The 20769-nt window shown below is 72.9% G+C and carries 11 protein-coding genes; 5 read left to right on the top strand and 6 right to left on the bottom strand.

The window, feature by feature from the left end; genetic code table 11:
- Window positions 1–91 precede the first annotated feature (91 nt).
- The 3 genes from trmB to ACIOEW_RS13775 form a co-directional block, all read right to left on the bottom strand.
- Window positions 92–1030, bottom strand: coding sequence for a tRNA (guanosine(46)-N7)-methyltransferase TrmB (trmB, locus tag ACIOEW_RS13785; RefSeq protein WP_362540617.1), 939 nt, complete (start codon window positions 1028–1030; stop codon window positions 92–94).
- Window positions 1020–2276, bottom strand: a complete 1257-nt coding sequence (gene lhgO, locus ACIOEW_RS13780; protein ID WP_362540503.1) for an L-2-hydroxyglutarate oxidase — start codon at window positions 2274–2276, stop codon at window positions 1020–1022. Before lhgO ends, trmB begins: the two co-directional genes overlap by 11 nt.
- Window positions 2277–2397: 121 nt before the next feature.
- Complete coding sequence (locus ACIOEW_RS13775) at window positions 2398–4104, bottom strand: sporulation protein (RefSeq protein ID WP_401963919.1); 1707 nt, start codon at window positions 4102–4104, stop codon at window positions 2398–2400.
- Window positions 4105–5419: 1315 nt separating this feature from the next.
- Between ACIOEW_RS13775 and ACIOEW_RS13770 the strand changes: the two genes are divergently transcribed.
- A complete protein-coding gene (locus ACIOEW_RS13770) occupies window positions 5420–7537 on the top strand; it encodes an asparagine synthase-related protein (RefSeq protein WP_362540508.1) in 2118 nt (705 codons plus the stop codon).
- Window positions 7538–7693: 156 nt separating this feature from the next.
- A complete protein-coding gene (locus tag ACIOEW_RS13765; protein ID WP_401963917.1) occupies window positions 7694–11110 on the top strand; it encodes an AfsR/SARP family transcriptional regulator in 3417 nt (1138 codons plus the stop codon).
- A gap of 197 nt (window positions 11111–11307) precedes the next feature.
- Here ACIOEW_RS13765 and ACIOEW_RS13760 read toward each other — a convergent pair whose 3' ends face one another.
- The gene (locus ACIOEW_RS13760; RefSeq protein ID WP_401963915.1) at window positions 11308–13314 is read right to left on the bottom strand and encodes a sigma-70 family RNA polymerase sigma factor; all 2007 of its coding nucleotides are present in this window, start codon (window positions 13312–13314) and stop codon (window positions 11308–11310) included.
- A gap of 536 nt (window positions 13315–13850) precedes the next feature.
- The gene (locus ACIOEW_RS13755; RefSeq protein ID WP_362540517.1) at window positions 13851–14765 is read right to left on the bottom strand and encodes a helix-turn-helix domain-containing protein; all 915 of its coding nucleotides are present in this window, start codon (window positions 14763–14765) and stop codon (window positions 13851–13853) included.
- Between the two features lie 419 nt (window positions 14766–15184).
- Here ACIOEW_RS13755 and ACIOEW_RS13750 point away from each other — a divergent pair, with 419 nt between their 5' ends.
- Both ACIOEW_RS13750 and ACIOEW_RS13745 read left to right on the top strand, forming a co-directional pair.
- A complete protein-coding gene (locus ACIOEW_RS13750; RefSeq protein WP_401963913.1) occupies window positions 15185–16501 on the top strand; it encodes an NAD(P)/FAD-dependent oxidoreductase in 1317 nt (438 codons plus the stop codon).
- A 194-nt stretch (window positions 16502–16695) separates the two neighbouring features.
- Window positions 16696–18360 carry a SpoIIE family protein phosphatase gene (locus ACIOEW_RS13745; RefSeq protein ID WP_401963911.1) on the top strand — a complete coding sequence of 555 codons (1665 nt, stop codon included), beginning with the start codon at window positions 16696–16698 and terminating at the stop codon, window positions 18358–18360.
- A gap of 26 nt (window positions 18361–18386) precedes the next feature.
- Here ACIOEW_RS13745 and ACIOEW_RS13740 read toward each other — a convergent pair whose 3' ends face one another.
- Window positions 18387–19694, bottom strand: coding sequence for an MFS transporter (locus ACIOEW_RS13740; RefSeq protein WP_362540526.1), 1308 nt, complete (start codon window positions 19692–19694; stop codon window positions 18387–18389).
- Between the two features lie 147 nt (window positions 19695–19841).
- Between ACIOEW_RS13740 and ACIOEW_RS13735 the strand changes: the two genes are divergently transcribed.
- Entirely contained in the window at window positions 19842–20396 is a 555-nt protein-coding gene (locus ACIOEW_RS13735; RefSeq protein WP_350988043.1) for a MarR family transcriptional regulator, read from the top strand.
- The last annotated feature ends 373 nt before the right edge of the window (window positions 20397–20769 follow it).

Below are 20769 nucleotides of genomic sequence, written 5' to 3'. Positions count from 1 at the left end.
GACCCTAACGAGCGGGACTGACAACGGCCATGGGGCGGGGGCGGGACCCCCGGCCGGCAGGGGTGAGCTCACGAGGTGACGGGCCGGCCGGTCAGCAGCGGGCGAACAGCAGGTCGTGCACCACGTGGCCCTTGTCCAGGCCCTGTCCCTCGAACCGGGTCAGCGGCCGGAACGCGGGCCGTGGTGCGTAGCCGCCGTCCGCCGCCGTGTTCTCGAAGCGGGGGTGCGCGGTCAGCACCTCCAGCATCTGCTCGGCGTACGGCTCCCAGTCGGTCGCGCAGTGCAGGACCGCTCCGGGCTTCAGCCGCTGTGCCACCAGATCGAGGAACTCGGGCTGGATCAGCCGGCGCTTGTGGTGGCGGGCCTTGGGCCACGGGTCGGGGAAATACACCCGCAGCCCGTCCAGTGCGTCCGGCGTCAGCATCTCCCGGAGCAGGATGATCGCGTCGCCGTTGGCGACCCGGATGTTGGACATGCCGTTCCGGTCCGCGAGACGGAGCAGGTTGCCCTGGCCGGGGGTGTGCACGTCGACCGCGAGGATGCCGGTGCCCGGATCGTCGGCTGCCATCTGCGCGGTGGCCTCGCCCATGCCGAAGCCGATCTCCAGGACCACGGGCAGTCCGTCGAACAGCTCGGGCAGATCGAGGACGCGCAGCCCGTCGATGTCCAGGCCCCACTTCGGCCAGAGCCGCTCCAGGGCGTCCTGCTGGCCGGGTGAGACCCGGCTGCGGCGCGGCTGGAAGCTGCGGATCCTGCGCTCGTGGTGCGAACCGGCCGGATCGGCTGCGGGGCCGCCGGGGAAGCGCGGCGCCTGGCGCAGCCTGCGCTGACGGTCCAGGGCAGCGGCGCGCAGGTCATCCGGGATTCCGGCGGTCGCGGGCGCGGCGCCTTCCGTGCCGGTGGAGGCCGTGCCGGCCGCACCGGTGGCGGGCGGATCGGTGGGAAGCGCACCGGAGGGGAGGGTGCTGTCCGTCTCGGCAGCGGCGTCGCCGGGCGTCGCGGGGGAGGGGTTCAAGGGCTCAGACACAATGCCCTGATTCTACGGCGGGCGGCTTCCACCCTGTCCCCTGCGCCCGGAGCAGCGCCCTGCGTGCCACCTCCCGCCCGATGGGCAGCGCGGCCGTGGCGGCGGGCGACGGGGCGTTCAGCACGTGGACGGTGTGCGGGGCCTCGCGGATCAGGAAGTCGTCCACCAGCGTGCCGTCCCGCAGCACTGCCTGGGCCCTGACCCCGGAGGGGGAGGGGCGCAGATCGTCCTCGGTCACCTCGGGCAGCAGCCGGCGCACGGCCTCCGTGAACGCGTGCTTCGACAGGGAGCGGTGCACCTCGCCCGCCCCGTAACGCCAGTGCCTGCGGGCGATCCGCCAGGAGCCCGGCCAGCTCAGGGTGGACAGCAGCTCGCGGGGGCGCACGACCGGCCAGCCGTATCCCTCGCGGGCCAGCGCCGGGACCGCGTTAGGCCCGACGTGGACGCTGCCGTCGTGGCCGCGGGTCAGATGGACGCCGAGGAAGGGGAACGCCGGGTCGGGCACCGGATAGACCAGGCCGCGCACCAGCTCGGGCCTGGCCAGCTCGTAGTACTCCCCCCGGAAGGGCACGATGCGCATCCCCGGGTCGTCGCCCGCCAGCCGGGCCACCCGGTCGCAGTGCAGTCCCGCGCAGTTGACCAGCACCCGGGCCCGCACCACCAGGCCGTCCGCCGTCCGCACCGCGACGCCCCACGGCCGCCGGTCGATCGCGGTGACCTCCGCGCCGAACCTGATCAGGCCGCCGCCGCCCCGCACCTCGGTGGCGAGCTGCTCGGCGACCGCGCCGAAGTCGCACACCCCCGTCGTGCCCACCCGGATCGCGGCGAGGCCCCGCACCCGCGGTTCGTACTCGGCGATCTGCGCGGGCCCCAGCTCGCGCACGGGCAGCCCGTGCTCCCGGCCGCGCTGCACCAGGGCGTGCAGCCGGGGCAGCTCGGAGCGGCCGGTCGCGACGATCAGCTTGCCGGTCACCGCGTGCGCGATGCCGTGCTCCCGGCAGAAGTCCGTCATCTCCGCGGCGCCCCGCACCGCGTACCGCGCCTTCAGTGAGCCAGGGGGGTAGTAGATGCCGCTGTGGATCACCCCGCTGTTGCGCCCGGTCTGATGGCGCGCGGGGCCCCACTCCTTCTCCAGCACCGTCACCCGTGTGCCCGGTGCGGTCCGCGTGATCGCATACGCGGCCGACAGGCCGACGATCCCGCCGCCGATCACCAGCACATCGCAGTCGTACGCCGCGTGCGTCATCATCACGCCACCTCCCACCCCGATAGTGCACTGACCCACTGACAACGCACTCAAACCCGTGCGGGCACAGCGTGGCGCATTCGGTGCCGGGCGGGCCCGGGGCGCCGGCCCGGCGCGGGGGCGGCTACGCGGGGGCGACCAGCAGCGGGCGGGCGCGCTCCCGCAGCTCGACGACGCGCGGCTCGTCCCCGTAGGGCTCCAGCCGGTGCATCAGGTCGCGCACGTACTCGGTGGTCCGGGTCGACGAGATGCGGCCCGCCACCTCCACGGCCCGGGTGCCCGCCGCACAGGCCGCGTCCAGGTTCCCCGACTCCAGCTCGGCGACGGCCGACACGACGAGCCGCAGACCGTGCGAGCGGACGAACTCCTCGGTGGGCCGGGACAGCGCCTGCTCGGTGAAGCGCCGCACCTGCCGCGGAGCCTTCAGGTCGAGGTGGCACTCAGCGGCGTCGGCCGCGAACCGGTCGTACGAGTAGAAGCCCAGCCACGACGGGTCCGCGTCGCCGTCCCGGGAGCGCTCCAGCCACCCCTCGGCGGCCTTCAGCGCGGCCCCGGCGGCCGGTGCGTCGTTCGCCTTCGCGTGGGCCCGGGCCTCCACGAGGCGGAAGAAGCTCATGGTGCGTGCCGTCGCGAGGCCTCGGTTGCGCTCGACCGCCGCCTGCGCGAGGTCGACGCCCTCGTCGGCGAAGCCGCGATAGGTCGCCTGAAGTGACATGGACGCGAGGACATAGCCGCCGAGCGGTACATCGGCCGCGGCCCGCGCCAGGCGCAGCGCCTGGATGTAGTAGCGCTGGGCCGCTTCCTGTTGACCGGTGTCGAAGGCCATCCACCCGGCGAGCCTGGTCAGTTCGGCCGCGGCACCGAAGAGCGCCCGGCCGACCTCGTCGCTGTACGAACCCAGCAGCAGCGGTGCCGCGTCGACCCGTAAGCACTCCGGGACCATGGACGAACGCCAGTCCCCGCCGCCGTACTTGGAGTCCCAGCGGCGTGCGTCCTGGGCGGCCTCCCGCAGCTTGGACACATCGCTGTGGCCGACTCGCAGCGGCGAGACGTCGTGCGCGGAATCCGGACCGGGCTGGACGGGGATGGACAGACCGTGCCCGGGAGCCGTCGGCGCGCCGCGCCCGGACATCAGCGATGTGCCGGGCCCTGCGGATGTGTGGTGCCCGGGGGCCGTTGCCGGCGGCTGCGCCGACGCGTTCTGCGCCGGTGCGGAGCCGGGCCCGCTCTGCCGCCCATGGGCGCCTGGTGGGAGTGACGTGCCTGGCGCATTCGTCGCCCCCTGCGCCCCCGATGCGCCCCGTGCGCCGTGTGTGCTGTGTGTACCGAGGATCGCCGCCACGGCCGCCGTCGATGCGCGTGCCACCGACGGATCGGCGGGGGATATCAGCCAGCGGGACGCCGGGGTCGCGTACGCACTCACCGAGAACGACCCGGCCAGCGACTGCCAGATGCCGCCACTGCCCGCCCGCCGCCCGGCCAGATCCAGCCGGTACAGCTCGGTCGCCGAACGGACCGCCTCACCCACATCGCGCGGGAACGCCAGCCCGACCTCCGGCGCCGGGTCGGCGTCGGCCAGCCCGATCTCGTGCAGCGGGACCGGCCGGCCGAGCTTGGCGCCGATCGCCGCGGCGATGAGATGAGGCGCGGCGCCCTGGGGCACCATGCCCTTGGAGACCCACCGGGCCACCGAGGTCTTGTCGTACCGAAGTGTCAGTCCGCGCTGCGCCCCGAGGTCGTTGACCCGCCGGGCGAGCCCGGCGTTGCTGATTCCCGCGAGGGCGAGAACGGTTCCGAGTTTCTCGTTCGGCCCGCGTTGCTCCCTGGACATGCGCCACCCCTCGACACACAGACGGCAGCCGCGTCACCGATGCGGCGCGCGGCATTCGTACCGGGTTCTCCCCAGGGACGAACCCCGGCACTCCGGCCGCACACGCATTTGGCCGAGCCCCGAGGAATATGCCGCCCTGTTGAGAACATCAGTAAACCCAGCGTAGTTCGCCGCATCCCTACCGTTAAGGGCCGGACGTCCGTATGGCGGGATTGTTGTCCGTACCGGCCACCGCACGGCGAACAGTGGGGGGCCGGGCGGCGCGAGGGGCTGGAGGGGCGGAGCGGGCGAGCGGGAGGCGAATGCCGTGCGAAGGAAGGGCGGAGGAAAAGCGGGGGAGCGGAGGAGGCTCTGTGGAGCCCGCCCGCGCCCATTCGCGGAGATCGCCCGGGCGACGTCCCGGAGGGGTGAACGGCGGCCTCGGGTGTGGTGCCCGGAGTGGGGGCGGGGGTGCGGTCCCAGCCGCACCCCCGCCCGCCGACCAGCACGGACCCGCGTACGGGGGTGCGTTCGAGGCCCTGTTGCAGCGGTCCCCGCGGCTCTCGCCGGAGGCCTTGTCCGGGGGGTCCCGGGAGTGTCTCCGCGTGCTCCTGGTGTGTGGCCGTGCGCCCGGCCGTGCGCTCTGGCCCGGTCCCGGCGCGAGCGCTTGCATGGGTGCTGCGTGGGTCGGCCCGCTGCACTGGACGCGGCGGGCTGGGGGAACACCGCCGCCTCATTCCCCGCAGGCGGCGGACCGGTCCGGGGGGCGGACCACGCCTCCCGGGCCGTGTGTGGAGCCGGTGAGGGGCCGGCCGCCGGGGCAGGTCCGGGGATGGTGGAGGAGACCTTTCCGGGTTTGGGTGCGGCATGGCGCAGGCCCGGGTTCAGCTCGGAACAAAGAGGGGCGAACGGGGGTAAACATTGCCGCTGTGTGCCGGTCGATCGGTTCCCGTGCCCCTTGAGATTGGCCTGATGTCGCCGGTCGGTCGAGGTTGGGCCGACGGGTTCGCGGACATCTCGGCCGTCGCCTGATCGACGTGTCGGCCGTGGCCGGATCCGGGCCGTTACTCCGCGCCGCGTGCGGGGAACGCAACGCGCGGAATCCGTAACTCCGTTGCTGTCGGGTCCGACGCGCGCGGGCCGTTCACGGAATGCCAGGTCCAGCGGTCGCTCTCTGGCCTTTGCCAGGGGCGCATGCGCTCACGACGTGCGCCGTCCGTAGCCACTCCTGCGCGCCGTTGTCGTGGCAGCATGTCCGCAACGGCGCCGTGCGTTACCGGAGTTCTCCCGATACTGCCCTGCTGCGCCGTTTTGTCCACAGCCTGTGGAGGCGGCGATGCGTTGGTTGGTGGGCTGGAGCAGTATCGCCGCGAGCTTCGGCACGGCCGGAGCGGTCAGCGGCAATGACGACGGGCGCACGATGCACCCCGTTGGCTCCCAACTCCTGTGGGGGGACCCCGATCCCCTCTGGGCGGTCGGCGACTGGCGGCCCGACGAGATCCGCACGGTCCGGGTAAACACCGCCGAGGGCGCACCCACCGCGCGCCTCGCCGTCCTCGGCTGCTGCGGTGCCACGGACGAGCAACTGCGCGTCGGCCTGCTCGCCGCCCGCGGCGGCGCGCTGCGCCACCTCACCGCGTGGACCGGCAGCTACACGGCCGTCGTCCAGATAGGCCGACGGATCACCGTGACCGGAGACCTCGCCGGAGCCCGCCCGGTCTTCTACACGCCCTGGGCGGGCGGCACGGCCTACGCCACCGCCGCGCTCCCCCTCGCCGACCTCATCGAGGCCCAGCTGGACATCGGTCACCTCGCCGCCCTGCTCGCCTGCCCCGAGACCCCGGAGGCGCTGCGCGACGGCACCCCGTACGAGGGGGTGAAGCGCATCCCGCCCGGGCACGCGCTCATCCTCCGCGAGGGCTCGCGGGAGATCACGGGGTACGAGGCGGTGGCCTCCCTCGCCGTGGCCGCGCCCGAGCTCGACCCGGTGAGCGCCGTCGACGGGGTGCGCGACGCCCTCGTCGAAGCGGTGCGCGCCAGACTCCTGGCCCCGCGCCACGCCCCGGAGACCCTGCCCCCCGACCCGGGCCCCGTTCCCGGCATGGGCCCGGCCGAACGCCGCGCCGCCCGGGGCGCACCCGTCCCCGGAATCGGCTCCGACCTCTCCGGGGGCAGCGCTTCGGCGACGCTCGCCCTGCTCGCCGCCGGGCTTCCCGGTCTGCCCGGCACGATCCTGGGCCACGGCACGGGAGCCGGGGAGCGGCTGCTCGCCGTCACCTTCAACGACCTGACGACCCGCGCCCACGAGGACGAGCTCGAACGAGCCCGCGTCATCGCCGCCAACCCGAGGCTGCACCATGTCGTGGTCGCAGCGGGCGAAGAGGCCCTGCCGTACGCCGACCTTGACCTGGAGAGCGGCCCGCTGACCGACGAACCCGCCCCCTCCCTCGTCCTCGTCGAACGCAACCGCCGCCGCCTCTCCGCCGGCAGCGCCGACCACTTCGTGGGCGACGGCGCCCGGCAGGTGCTCGACGCCCATCCGGCCCGCCTCGCTGATCTGCTGATCGACCGCAGACGCCGCCATCTGCTGCGCCCGGTCGCCGCGCTCGCCAAGGCCGAAGGCCCGTCCGCCCACTCCCTGTTCGTGCCGCTGACCGTCTACCGGGCGGCCCGCCGACTGGCCCGTACGTCCTATCGCACCGGCCTTGAAGCGGCGGCCGACCGCCTGCCCGATGCCAACCGCCTCACCCCCGACCTCGACACCCCCGCCGATGCCTCGCTCGCCGCACTGGCCTGGTCCCGCCCGGGCCCAGCGGCCCGGTGGCTCACCGGAGAGGCGCTGGCCGAAGTATCGGTTCGCCTCCAGGAGGCGGCGATCCGCCCCACCTCCGTCCAGCGCCCGGGCGAGGCCCGGGCCCGGGCCTCCCTCGCCCGGCACGCAGCCGGTCACCGCATCCTGGAACAGGCCGCCGAGGTCCGCAGCCAGCGGCTGCACGCCCCCTTCCTGGACAACCAGGTCGTACGCGCCGCCCGCGCGCTCCCCGAATCCCTCCGGGTCCAGCCGGGTGCCCGCGCGGCGATCCTGCGCCGGGTCCTCGCGGGTGCCGGTATCCACGAGCTGCCGCCGGGCTGGGGCACCTCGTCCCAGGCCACCTCGACCGCCGTCACCCGGACCGGCCTGCGCGCCTCACTGCCCGAGCTGATCGCCCTCTTCGACGCCCCGCTGCTCGCCGACGCGGGCCTGGTCGAGGCCCGCGTCGTACGCAAGGCCCTGCGCGCGGCCGCCGAGGGGGAACCCCTCCCCCTGGACGGCCTGGCCGACCTCGCCTCCACGGAACTGTGGCTGCGCCGCCTCGTGTCGCGGCGCGGTACCTGCTGGACGGGGACGGCGGCGCCCCGGCAGCGCGCGGTCGCCGGCGGGGTGGCCCCGGCCCGGCGGTCGCTGCAGGGGTAGCCGTAGCCGTAGCCGTAGCCGTAGTCCGTAGTCCGTAGCGCGCAGTCCGCAGCCTGCAGCCCGCCGCCGCCCGCAGACTGCAGCCCGTTCCAGCTGTGCGCGATGTGATGTGGCCTCCGATGCCCCGCTGTCCGACCGGCGGGACACAATGGCGGGGTGCGGTATCTGATCCTGGGCGTCACGGAGGCGCGAGACGAGAGCGGCACCGCGCTGCCCCTCGGCGGCACGCGCCTGCGCTCCCTGCTCGCTGCTCTCGCCCTGCGGGCCGGCCGCGCCGTGCCGGTCGCCGAGCTCGTGGACGACGTCTGGGCGGACGAGCCCCCGGCGGACGCCACCGCCGCCCTCCAGGCCCTGGTCGGGCGGTTGCGCCGGGTGCTGGGCAAGGAGGCGCTGGCCAGCGGCCCCGGCGGCTACCGCCTCGTCGCCCGTCCGGACGATGTCGACCTGTACGTCTTCGAGCGGCTGGCCCGGCAGGGCGGCGCCGAGCTGGAGGCCGGTGCCCCGGCCGATGCCGCCCGCACCCTGCGTACCGCACTCGCCCTCTGGCGCGGCCCCGCCCTGGCCGACCTGCCCGACGGGGACCACGGCCACGCCCTGCGCCCGGAGGCCCACCGGCTGGCCGCACTGGAGCGCCGTATCGAGGCCGACCTGCGGTGGGCGGCAGCCGAGGGGACCCCGTCGGCCGACATACGGCGGGCGGCAGCCGAGAGGACCCCGTCCGACGGCGAAGCCGCCCCGGCCCCGGCCGCCGACCCCGGGGCCCCGGCCTCCGTAGCCCCCGCCGACCCCGTGGTCCCCGCCCCCGCCGCCCTCGTCGCCGAGCTGACGGAACTGACGGCCGCCCACCCGTACGACGAACGCTTCCGGGCCCAGCTCATCCGCGCCCTGCGTGCCGACGGCCGGCAGGCCGACGCCCTCGCGGCGTACGAGGACGCGCGCCGCACCCTCGCCGACGGCCTCGGCGCCGACCCCGGGCCCGAACTGACCGCCCTCCACCAAGCACTTCTCTTCGCCGTTCCAAGCCCGCCCGAACCGGCCTCCGCCCGGGGCAACCTCCGGCCCAGACTGACCTCGTTCGTGGGACGCGAGCCCGAACTCCGCGCCATCCGGGACGATCTGACCCGGTCCCGGCTGGTCACCCTCACCGGGCCGGGCGGCTCGGGGAAGACCCGCCTCGCCGAGGAGTCCGCAGCCCACGAGAACCGCACGGCCACCGCCCCACGAGACGTCTGGCTCGCCGAACTCGCCCCGGTGGAGGACCCCGAAGCCGTCCCCGGAGCCGTACTCTCCGCGCTGGGGCTGCGAGAGACGTCACTGCTGCGGGACAGCGCCCATGAGGGGCCCTCGCCGCGCACCGACCCGGTCGACGTCCTCGTCGACCACCTTGCGCACGGTCCCCGCGCCCGGTCCGTTCTCCTCATCCTCGACAACTGCGAGCACGTCATCGACGCGGCCGCCGCACTGGCCGAAACGCTGCTGACCCGCTGCCCGGATCTGCGTGTCCTCGCCACCAGCCGCGAACCGCTCGGTGTCCGCGGCGAGTCCGTACGGCCGGTCGAACCGCTCCCCGCCGACCCGGCCCTGCGCCTCTTCACCGAACGCGCGCGGGCCGTACGCCCCGGATTCGACCCCGAACACGAGCCGGCGCACGATCCCGAGGCCGTCGCCGAGATCTGCCGCCGCCTGGACGGACTGCCGCTCGCGATCGAACTCGCCGCCGCCCGCCTCCGGTTGCTCGGGCCGCGCCAGATCGCGGACCGGCTCGACGACCGGTTCCGTCTGCTGACGGGCGGCAGCCGCACCGTGCTGCCCCGTCAGCAGACCCTGCAGGCCGTCGTCGACTGGTCCTGGGACCTCCTCGACGAGGACGAACGCACCGCCCTGCGCCAGGTCTCCGTCTTCGCGGGCGGCTGGGACCTGGCCGCCGCGGAAGCCGTCGTCAGCACGCCGCCGGGACCCGGGAAGAACACCGCCGCCGACACCGCGGACCTGATCGGCGCCCTGGTCGACAAGTCCCTCGTCGTCGCCGCCCCGACCGGGGACGGCACGATGCGCTACCGCCTCCTGGAGACCATTCACGAGTACGCCGCGGAACGCTCCGCCGAGACCCCGGAGATACGGGCGGCCGCCGGGAACGCGCACACGGCGTATTTCGCCGCGCTCGTGGAGGAGGCCGAACCGCTCCTGCGCTCGGGCGAGCAACTGCCTTGGATCCAGCGCCTGGAGACGGACCTCGACAACATCCGCGCCGCCCTCCAGCGCACCACGGCCGCCGGTCTTCCCTGCGAGGCGGAAGCGGCACGACTGGTGCTGGGCATGGCCTGGTTCTGGTGGCTGCGCAACTACCGCCCCGAAGGCCTCACCTGGACCGAGCGCACCCTGGCCCTCGGCCCGGAACCCGCCGACGACACGGATCCCCGGTACTGGCCCTGGATGAATCTGCAGATGCTGCGGTTCTTCTTCGCGATGGACAGCCGGCCAGCGGATCAGGACCAGAACGACTCCCGGGTCCAGGAGCTCATGGGCCGCTTGGCCGTGGCGTTCGCCGCGGCCGGACCGCAGGGCGGCCGGTTCCCCGGGCTGCTCTGGCCGATGACCTCGTTCCTCACCTGGACCACGGTCGACGTACGGCGGAAGATCGACGTGGCCGTCGACAACGCCCGGATGTACGGCGGGGACTGGGAGTACGGCGTCACTCTGATGTTCCGCACGCACATGGTCGTCGACATGCCCGGCGGCATGCCCGGCGTCGACGAGGACCTCGCCGAACTGCGCGTGCTGAGCCGCCGCATCGGCGACCGCTGGATGCGTGCCCAGGTGGCGAGCGCCGCGGCCGAGGCGGGCATGATGCGCGGGCAGTACGACGAGTCGCGTGCGGACTACGAGGAGGCGCTGCTGCTCGCCCGTGAGGTCGGAGCCCATGCCGAGGCCCCGTTCCTGCTGGCCCGGCTCGCCGAACTCTCCTACCGCACCGGCGACCTGGCCGCCGCCGAGGAAGGCCTGGACCGGTCGGAGACCGAGGCGGAGCGCCACCGGACGCATGACGCCACTTCGTACGTCCACTACCTGAGGGCGCTCATGGCGCTCGACCGTGGCGATCCGGTGACCGCCCGACGGCAGCTCACCTCCGCCCAGAAGGAGAACGGGCGCGGTGGCCCGGCTTCGCACTTCACCGTCATCCAGGAAGGACTCTCGGCCCGGATCGCGATGTACGAACCGGAGCCCGCGGGCGGCCCCGCCGCCGGGGTGCGCGGGCTGACGGCGGCCCTGGTCGCGGCGAAGGAGGCGCAGTGCGCCGAGATCGTCACGGGGTATCTGGCGGACGGTGCGGCGATCGTGCTGCCGAAGGTGGGCCGCCCCGCGGAGGCCGCCCGCGTCCTGGCCGCCGCCGACAACTGGCGGCTGTCCGGCCACAGGTCCGCGGCGGAGCAGTCCGAGGTGGACGCCGCCGAGCGGCAGGCCCGCAAGGAGTTGGGGACACTGCGGTACGAGGAGGAGCGCGCCGCGGGCCGCGAGCTGACCCTCGACGACGTCATCGTCCTGATGGAGGGTGTCGCCGCAGACCTTCCGTGAGTGCGGGAGTCACGTAGACCTTCCGTGAGCGCGGAAGGCGCGGTTGGCCCGGACGTCACGATCCGCCCGAGGCACGGCGTACGGGGCACGGCGTACGGGGCACGGCGTACGGGGCCCTTCCTCCCGGTCGGGCTCTTCCGCCTAGCCCGGCGGTCCCGCCTGTCCGGCGGTCCCGCCCGCCCGGCGCTCGTGCTGGGTCAGCGGCAGCTGATGCGTGATTCGGCCCAGTCGGCGAGGGCGACACCGCCGAACGGCGTCGTGGGCTCCACGACGAGCCGGATCCGCTCCTGACCCTCGATCCCTACGCTCACCGGAACGGCCGGGTCGTCGCCGTTCATCACCGGGGACTGCCACAGGCGCGCCCCGTCGTCGTTGAACACCGAGAACCGCACCGAGCCGAGCCCCATGGTCAGGTCGTCCACGCCGACCATCGCCTCGTAACGCGTGCACGGGCGGTTCAGCTGGATGTAGACCGACGAACGGCTGTGGACCGTAACCCCGTGCGCGTACTGCGTGCCGCCGATGGACATGCCCGAACGCTGCCAGACCCAACTGCTCTCGCCGAGCACCACCTCCGGGCCGGAGTGGTCGCCGAGCAGGGTGTAGTCCAGCTCGCTGACCTGATACACGGCGGGTGCGGGTGCGGGTGCGGGTGCGGGAGGGGGAGTCGGGGGCGGTGTGGGCTTCGGCGCGGGGGGCGGAGGCGTGGGGGTGGGCGTCGGAGTGGGAGTGGGAGTGGGCGTCGGTGTCGGGGTCGGCGTGGGCGTCGGCGTCGGGGTAGGCGGGGGCGTGGGCGTGAGTGCCGGCGGTGAGGGTGCCGGCGGCGCGGGCGCGGGGGGCTTCGGCGTCGGCTTAGGCGGTGCGGGGGTCGGCACCACGGGTGCCACGGCCGGGGGCCTGGCGACGGGCTTCGCCTCGGGGCGCGGCTGATCGTCCCCGACCAGCGCCCACACCAGCCCGGCCGCGGCGGCGACCGCGACGGCCGCGGCGATGCCGGCCTTCGCCGGAGCGCCGAGTCCCTCGGAGGCGGCGGCGCCACCGGCCGAACCCGCGGACGAGCTCCCTCCGGTCGCTGCGGCTGCGGCTCCGGCACCGGCGGCACTGGCAGCTCCGCCCGCCACGATCCCGGCGGCCTTGAGCGTGTATCCGGCGGCGAACCAGCCGATGACCGCGACCGGGAGCAGCGCGGGAATCCCGGCGTTGACGTGCGCCAGTTCGCCCGCAGCGAGCCGGCACTTCGCGCACTCGTCCAGATGTCCGCGCAGGCCGCGCTCGGCCCGCATCCGCAGACCCCCGCGGGCATAGGCGCCGAGCCGGTCGGCATAGCGCGCGCAGTCGCCGCCGGAGGTGAGCGCCTGGCTCACATGGGCTTGCAGATAGGCCTGCTTGAGCCCTTCACGGGCGCGACTGGCCAGCACCGACGTGGCGTTGGCCGTCAGCCCGAACAGCGGGGCGACGTCGCTGGGCGACTCCTCCTCGACGGTGGTGTGCCACAGGACGGCCTGCCAGCGCTCCGGGAGGCTGCGGAACGCCTGCATCGCCATCGACTGCTCGGCGTCGTGCATCGCCATCACGTCGGCGCCGAGATCGAGCGTGTCCGCGTCCGACACCTCCGAGGTGCGCGACGCCTGCGCGGCGAACACCGCGAAGTCGTCCACCAGGTGCTCGCGCTTCGCGGTCTTCGTCCACGCGGCGGCGACGTGCCGGACCGCCGTCATCAGGTAGGCCCGCACGGCCTCCTCGGGGCCCTTACCGCCCCGTACCGCCTGCAGGGTCCTGGCGAAGACCTCGGCCGTCAGATCGTCGGCCGTGTGCGCGTCCCGGCAGCAGGTACGCGCATAGCGGCGTACGGCGTCGGAGTGGCGACGGAACAACTCCTCGTAGGCGAGGTCGTCGCCGTCCCGCATCCGCTGGATCAGCTGGGCGTCGGAGGGTGCGTTCCCGGCGGGTGTGCTGCCGGGCACCCGTTGCATGGGCACCGCGGCCGCGGCTGCGGCGTCGATCGCGTCCGTGTCCGCCGAGTGCTCGACCGGAGCGGGCGGCCACGGGCCGGGCAGGACGGTGCCGCCGCCCTCTTTTCCGGCGTCCGAGCGCCGAGGCCCCTGGTTCGGCACCTGGTGCCCGGGGAGCCCGTCCGCCCCCGTGCCGCCGCCCGCGGTGGAGACACCGTCGAGCGACTCTTCCTGTTGCCCGTCACCGCTCATCGCGGACGCCCCCGTATGCGCTTTCGGACTCGAATACCGGGCAAGCGTGCCACAGAGCGCGGAACCGGCGACCCCTCAGCCCCTCCAACCACTCATCCGGGGCGTTCTCTCGAATGCGAGCACTAGCGGGCACTCATTCGGGGAAGGAGTAACGGGATTTGTTGACGGGGCAGTTGGGGCGGAACGCGACGAGCGCGGCGGAAGTACCCCATCCGGACAGGGGTCGCCCTCTACGGACGAACCATCTCATTCGGGCGCGGGCCTGTCTCGGCTGGGCGGGCCGTCTCATCCGGACGACGCCCTGCCCCGTCCGGACGCGGACCGCCGCATCAGGACGACGCTCTGCCCCGTCCGGAGGCGGACCGCCGCATCAGGACAGGACCGGACCGCCTCATCCGACAGGAACGGGAACCGCCCCTCCAGCGAGGTACCGCCCCTTCCAGAGAGGGACCGCTCTCTCCAGAGAGGGACCGCCCCGACCAGAACGGCGCAGCCGCCACCGGCCAAGGGCCTGCCCTCCCGCCGCGGGGCCGTGCTCACGCAGGCCGCGAGCGCAGTCCCTCCAGCAGGATGTCCAGCAGCCGGGCCGAAGCGGCCGCCTGCTGAGCCGCGTCGGGCAGTGAGGGCGCCGCCGTAGCGATGACCAGCAGCACATCGGCCACCGTCACATCACGGCGCAGCTCACCGGACGCCCGCGCCCGGTCGACCAGTCGGCCCACGACCTCCAGCAGGTCTGCCGCCCCGGCGCCGAGGTCCTCGCTCCCGTCCTCCGGTACGGAACGGCGCTCGGCCGCCCGCACACCCGTCTGGACCGGAGCCTGGCCGGCTTCCTGGCGCTGCTGGGGCACCCGGGCTTCGCCCCAGGCCTCACCGGCCGTCGCTTCCGACGCCTGTACGGCACCCGCGTCGCCGGCCACCGCCGTGTCGTCGGCCTCCACGCCGACCCGCAGTATCTGCGGAGGCAGCAGCCGGCCGGCGCCCGAGGCCACCGAGGTCCGCAGGAAGCGCGACAGCGCCGACCACGGCTCCTCCTCCTGGCCCAGCGCGGACCGGGCCTGGTCGGTCAGCCGGGAGGTCTCCTCCTCGGCTATCCGGCGCACCAGCACGTCCTTGCTGGGGAAGCGCCGGTACACCGTGCCGACGCCGACCCGGGCGCGACGCGCCACGTCCTCCATCGGAGCGCCGTACCCCAGCTCGCCGAACACCTCGCGCGCGGCCCGCAGCACGTGCTCCAGATTGCGCTGCGCGTCCACGCGCAGTGGCGCCGAGCGGGTGTGGGCGCCGACTCCGCCGGCCTGGTTGCCGAGCGCGGCTCCCAGCGTGCTCACGGCCGCCGACGGTGCGGTGGTCCCGCTGGACCCGACACCGTTCACCGTGCCGACTGCCCCGATCCGTCCGTTTCCTTCGGACGCGACCGCAGCAGTCGGCCAATGCGATTCCTGAATATGCATAACTGTTCCCCCGGTTATGACGTCTCCCCCCGGAGACTCCCGCCGTGTCAGTCGAGGGTGGACCGATGGTCACCGTCCGACACCCCGACGACATACGAACATAGTTGAGCCAGGGTCAATTCAGAAGGGGGCGGCTCGCCGGGAGCGCCCGCCGTCGGGGCCACGCACCGGCCGGTCACCGATCCGCACCCCTCGCGTGGGCCTTCCCGTAACCCCTGACCTGCGGGCTTCCGCATCCACGGCACGGACGTCGGCCGCCGGCCCGTGGAGAACCTCCGGTCACACAATTTGCCGGGGCTGTGGACAAACTCCGGCGCACGTTGCGTCATGGGGTGGTGATGGCTTCAGATTCCGGGGGAACAACCCCCGGCCCCCCGCCGGGTGTGCGCATTCTTGTCGTCGGTGGGGGCTATGTCGGGATGTACACGGCACTGCGTCTCCAACAGAAGCTGAAGCAGAGACTGAGAAGCGGTGAGGCGGAGATCGTCGTCGTCACCCCCGACCCTTATATGACCTATCAGCCGTTCCTCCCCGAAGCCGCCGCCGGTTCCATCTCACCGCGCCATGTCGTCGTGCCGCTGCGCCGGGTCCTGAAGCACTGCACCCTCGTCGTGGGGGAGGCCCAGCGCATTGATCACGCCAAGCGCACCGCCACCGTCACCACGCTCGCCACGGGCGAGGACGGCACCGGCGCCGTCGAGATCTCCTACGACGAGCTCGTCCTCGCCCCCGGATCCGTCTCGCGCACCCTCCCGGTCCCCGGCCTCGCCGATCACGGCGTCGGCTTCAAGACCATCGAGGAGGCCATCGGCCTGCGCAACCACGTGATCGAGCAGATGGACATCGCCTCCGCCACCCGCGACCCCGCCATCCGCGACGCCGCCCTCACGTTCGTCTTCGTCGGCGGCGGCTACGCGGGCGTGGAGGCGCTCGCCGAGCTGGAGGACATGGCCCGCTACACCTCGCGGTACTACCACAACATCAAGGCCGAGGACCTGAAATGGATCCTCGTCGAAGCGACCGGCCGCATCCTGCCCGAGGTCGGGGAGTCGATGGGCAGGTACGCGGTCCGGGAGCTGCGCGGCCGCAACATCGACGTACGCCTCGACACCCGGCTGGAGTCCTGCGAGGACCGGATCGCCGTGCTCAGCGACGGCTCCCGCTTCCCGACCCGCACACTCGTGTGGACCGCCGGAGTCAAACCCGCCCCGCTGCTCGCCGCCACCGACCTGCCCCTCGACGAACGCGGCAGGCTCGTCTGCACCGCCCGGCTCACCATCGACGCGACCGAGCACGCCTGGGCAGCCGGCGACGCCGCCGCCGTTCCCGACCTGACCGCTGGAGAACCGGGCCGGCAGACCGCCCCCAACGCCCAGCACGCGGTGCGCCAGGCCAAGGTTCTCGCCGACAACCTTGTCGCGGCGATCGAGGGCCGTCCGCTCAAGGAGTACCGGCACAGTTACGCGGGATCCGTCGCCTCGCTCGGCCTCCACAAGGGCGTCGCGCACGTGTACGGGCGCAAGCTCAAGGGGTACCCGGCCTGGCTGATGCACCGCATGTACCACCTGAGCCGTGTCCCGACGTTCAACCGGAAAGCCCGGGTGCTGGCCGAATGGACCCTCGCCGGACTCTTCAAGCGCGAGATCGTCTCCCTGGGCTCACTGGAACATCCCAGGGCAGAGTTCCAAATCGCCGCAGGCAAGCGCCCCCGGCCGGACGACGACGACTGTCAGTAGGGTCCGTCACACTGGACGTGTGACCATAGGTGGGCTCACATCTGCACAGAGTGACCCGGCCGGCAGCGACCGACAGTGACCACCGAAGAGGACCGTCCCAGGGGCAACAGACCGCCACCACACACTTGTGACGCCCCGGCAGAGGAAGCAGCCCGCCCGAGCGGACCAGACCGACACACGAGGCCAGAAATTCCGTGAACTTCACGCGTTGGAGCGCCCGCCTACCCGGAACGCAGCGTCGAGCCGCCCGGGACGACCGCAGTCCCGTACCGGCTGCCCGCGCAGAGTACGCACAGGCCGACACCGGGTCGGGCCCTCCGGACAGCGATCCGGACGGCCCCGGCACCCGGCCCGCCGCACCCGCCCTGGAGGACCTCTCCGCCCGCGACATCCTCGGTCAGCTGCCCGCCCTCGTCGCCCTGGTGCACGGACCCGACCACCGCATCGCGTACGTCAACGACGCCTACACCGCCGCGTTCGGCCCCCGCCCCTGCGGTGCCCCCGCAGCGGAAGCGATGCCCGAGCTCACCGAGCTCAGCCTGCTGCCGCTGATGGACCAGGTCCTGCGCAGCGGCACGCCGCGCACGGTCAAGTCCCGCAAGGCCGGCAGCGGAAACTCGTACACCGTCACCTGCACCCCCGTACGGCGCGACGAGGACAAGGGCCACGAGAGCGGCGTCCTCGTGTACGCCGCCGATGTCACCGACCACGCCGAAGCGGCCGAGCGGCTTCGCACCAGCGAGAGCCGCCACCGCGAAACGGCCGTCACCCTCCAGCGCTCGCTGCTCCCGCAGGAGCTGGAACAGCCCGACGACCTGCGGATCGCCGCCACCTACCAGCCGGGCGGCACGGACGCCGCGGTCGGCGGCGACTGGTACGACGTCATCACCCTCGGCGCGGGCCGCACCGCGCTGGTCATCGGGGACGTGATGGGCCGCGGGGTGCGCGCCGCCGCGGTGATGGGCCAGCTGCGCACGGCCGTGCGGGCCTACGCCCGCCTCGACCTTCCCCCGCACGAGGTGCTCCAGCTGCTCGACGGGCTCGCGGCCGAGATCGACGCCAGCCAGATCGCGACCTGCGCCTACGCCGTCCACGACCCCAACGAGGGTCTGCTCGTCTACTCCTCCGCGGGCCACCTCCCGATCCTGGTGCGCGACGAGGACGGCATGGTCCACCGGGCCGAGGGCCCGACCGGCCCCCCGCTCGGCACCGGCGGCTGGATCCACACCTCGGGCACGATCGCACTGCCGCCCGGTTCCACCGCCGTCCTCTACACGGACGGTCTGGTCGAGCGCCGCAGCGAGGACATCGACGAGGGTGTGGCCGCGCTGGAGCGCGCGCTGTCCGGCGCGAAGGGGGCGCCGCAGGTGGTCTGCGACCGCCTGATGCGTTCCCTCAACATCACCGCGGAACACGACGACGACGTGGCGGTGCTGGTCGTCCAGCACCCCGCCCGCACAGGCGCGACGGCGGAGCTGTTCCACAACGCCTCGCTCGATCTGCTCGGCGGCATCGAGGCGGCCCCGCGCGCCCGCGCCTTCGCGACGGGCGTGCTGACGTCGTGGCGCTTTCCGACGGAACTGTGCGACCTGGGCGTCCTCGCCGCAGGTGAGCTGGTGGCCAACTCCCTGCAGCACGGGACGCCGCCGATGCGGCTGGGCCTGCGGCGCACGGACCGCAGACTGATCATCGAGGTGACCGACGGCGACGACCACCTGCCGCGCCGCCGCCGCGCCGAACCGGGGGACGAGGCGGGCCGGGGCATCTCCATCGTTGCGTCGATCGCCACGTCCTGGGGCAGCCGTCGCACCCCCGGCGGCGGCAAGGCGGTCTGGTGCGAGTTCTCCCTGCCGCAGTAGCGGACCGTCCGGCGCCGGCCCGGCCCTCAGCGAACGGCGGCGACCGGCGCCGGCCCCGCGGCGGACGCGTTCTCCGGCAGCGACACGGCCACCACCCGCGACGGCACGGCCGCGAGCGAGGGCTGGTCCTGTACGGGGGTGAGCCGTCGGCCGAGCCGCAGCGCCACCACCGTGATGCCCAACGAGAACAGTACGAAGGTCACGATGTACGGCCCGTGCAGTGAGGCCCCCATCGGACCGCCCACAGCCGGCCCTACCGCCAGCGCCAGCTGCTTGCACAGCGCGAAAGCCGAGTTGTACTGACCGACCATCGACTCCGGCGCCAGATCCGCGACCAGCGGCGCGACGGTCGGCGACAGCATCGACTCGCCGAGCCCGAACAGCGCGTACGTGGAGATCATCGCGGCGGTCGCCATGGTCTGGCTGCCGTGCCCGAGACCCGCGTAGCCCGCCACGATCCAGGCGAACGCCCAGATCAGGCCGACCAAGGCGATGACCCGGCTGCGCTTGCGGCGCTCCACCAGGCGCAGCACCACGAACTGGGCCACGACGATGACGGCGGTGTTGGCGGCCAGCGCGATCCCGAGCGTCGAGGGCTGGATCCCGGCGGCCTCGGTGCCGTATGCCGCAAGCCCGGACTCGAACTGTCCGTAGCAGGCGAAGAACACCACGAAGCCCAGCACGCACAGCTGCACCATGGCCCGGTGCGACAGCAGCACCCGCAGCCCGCCACGCGGAGCGGACCCGTCGGCCGTCGCTTCCTTCACGACGGCAGGGGTACGCGGCATCCGCACGGTCGCCGCGATGGCGCCGAGCACGAGGAACATCACGGCTTCGATCAGGAACAGCAGGGTGAAGGACGAGGCCCGGCTCGTGTCCACGATCAGTCCGCCGACCAGACCACCGATGCCGAGTCCCAGGTTCTGCAGGAAGAACTGCATGGCGAAGGCGCGGGTCCGGGTGGCGGTGTCGGAGCAGCGGACGAGCATGGTGGCGAGGGCCGGCTGCATGACGGCCGTGCCCGCACCCAGTACCGCTGCCGAAAGGACGGAGGCGGTGACCTGTGAGGAGAAGCCCAGCGCGACAGCGCCCAGGGAGGCGACGACCGAGGCGACGACCAGCACGGGCAGCGGCCCACGGCGATCGATGACCCGGCCGGTGAACGGAAGGACGGCGAGCGCTGCCATGGCGAAGACCGCCAGTACGACTCCCGCCGTACCGGCGCCCAGATCCCGCACCTGCGCCACATAGACGTACAGATACGGAACGGTGAACCCCAGCCCGAACGCGCTCAGCGCGCTCCCCAGCTGGATCCGCCGCAGTGCTGCACCCATTTCCCTGGTCACACTCACCTACCTCAAGGTCTCGAAACCACGTCACCGAACGACTCGAACCCGAAGACTTTAGCACTAAAGTTAGAAGCTCAACAATACAGACCGAAGGACTTCGACAGCTATGGAGGGCGTGCCATACTGCCCGCCATGTCTGACACCACCGAGCCCGAGCTCCAGGAGCCGAGCCTCGACGAGCAGATCGCCGCTTATCAGCGCGAGTTCCACGACCTGGACCCGCAGGTCGAGCAGGTCGTCTCCGCCCTCGGCAGGCTGAACCGCCGTATGAACGTCGCGTACGGGCGGCAGGTCGCCGCCCTCGGTATCAGCAATGCCGAGTGGGAGGTCCTCAAGACCCTCGTCCTGTCCGGCGCCCCGTATCGGCTGGGCCCCGGCGAGCTCGCCAAGCGGCTCGGTCTCACTCCGGCCGCGATGACGCACCGCGTCGACCGCATGGCGGGCGAGGGTCTCGTGACCCGCGACCGCGACGAGAACAACCGGGTGCGGGTCATCGTCGAGCTGACGGACGAGGGTCGTACGAAGTGGCTGGAGGCGATGCGGATGGCCTCGGACTTCGAGGAGGACCTGCTCCAGGACCTCTCGGGCGATGAACGAGGAGTCCTCGGCGAGATGCTGATCCGCCTCCTGCGCCGCGTCGAACACGCCCAGCCGGACGCCGGCGGCCGCCTCAGCGACCTGGGCTGAGACCGCCCGGAGAGGGCGCTTCCCGGGGTGGCCAGGGAGAGGTTGACACGGCCCGCCGGGATCCGTATGGTTCTTCGAGTTGTCACCGAGCCGGAATGGTTCACGACAATCGATCCGCCGCGAATGCGGCAACCAACTTTCAGCTTGATCTCCCACTCGGGAACAATTTCGGCATGCCGGAATTGATTGCGAAGACTCGATTATGAGTCGCCGGGAAAATTCGCTAGAGTTTGGACGTCGGAACGGCCCAACAGCCGGGAAGACAAACCCCACTGACTGGGAATCGGACACGAAAGAGTCTGATAGAGTCGGAAACGCAAGACCGAAGGGAAGCGCCCGGAGGAAAGCCCCAGAAAATGTTCTGAGGGTGAGT

The sequence above is a fragment of the Streptomyces sp. NPDC087901 genome (assembly GCF_044742205.1).
In the GTDB taxonomy this organism is placed as follows: domain Bacteria; phylum Actinomycetota; class Actinomycetes; order Streptomycetales; family Streptomycetaceae; genus Streptomyces.
Note: the sequence above shows the minus strand (reverse complement) of the source record. Positions and strands in the feature narration are given on the sequence as shown.

Excerpts from the sequence above, each read along its gene's own strand:
- ACIOEW_RS13775 (WP_401963919.1), bottom strand. The coding sequence starts at position 4,104 with ATGTCCAGGGAGCAACGCGGGCCGAACGAGAAACTCGGAACCGTTCTC.
- lhgO (WP_362540503.1), bottom strand. The coding sequence starts at position 2,276 with ATGATGACGCACGCGGCGTACGACTGCGATGTGCTGGTGATCGGCGGC.
- ACIOEW_RS13750 (WP_401963913.1), top strand. The coding sequence starts at position 15,185 with ATGTACACGGCACTGCGTCTCCAACAGAAGCTGAAGCAGAGACTGAGA.
- ACIOEW_RS13760 (WP_401963915.1), bottom strand. The coding sequence starts at position 13,314 with ATGAGCGGTGACGGGCAACAGGAAGAGTCGCTCGACGGTGTCTCCACC.
- ACIOEW_RS13735 (WP_350988043.1), top strand. The coding sequence starts at position 19,842 with ATGTCTGACACCACCGAGCCCGAGCTCCAGGAGCCGAGCCTCGACGAG.
- ACIOEW_RS13740 (WP_362540526.1), bottom strand. The coding sequence starts at position 19,694 with ATGGGTGCAGCACTGCGGCGGATCCAGCTGGGGAGCGCGCTGAGCGCG.
- ACIOEW_RS13770 (WP_362540508.1), top strand. The coding sequence starts at position 5,420 with ATGCGTTGGTTGGTGGGCTGGAGCAGTATCGCCGCGAGCTTCGGCACG.
- ACIOEW_RS13755 (WP_362540517.1), bottom strand. The coding sequence starts at position 14,765 with ATGCATATTCAGGAATCGCATTGGCCGACTGCTGCGGTCGCGTCCGAA.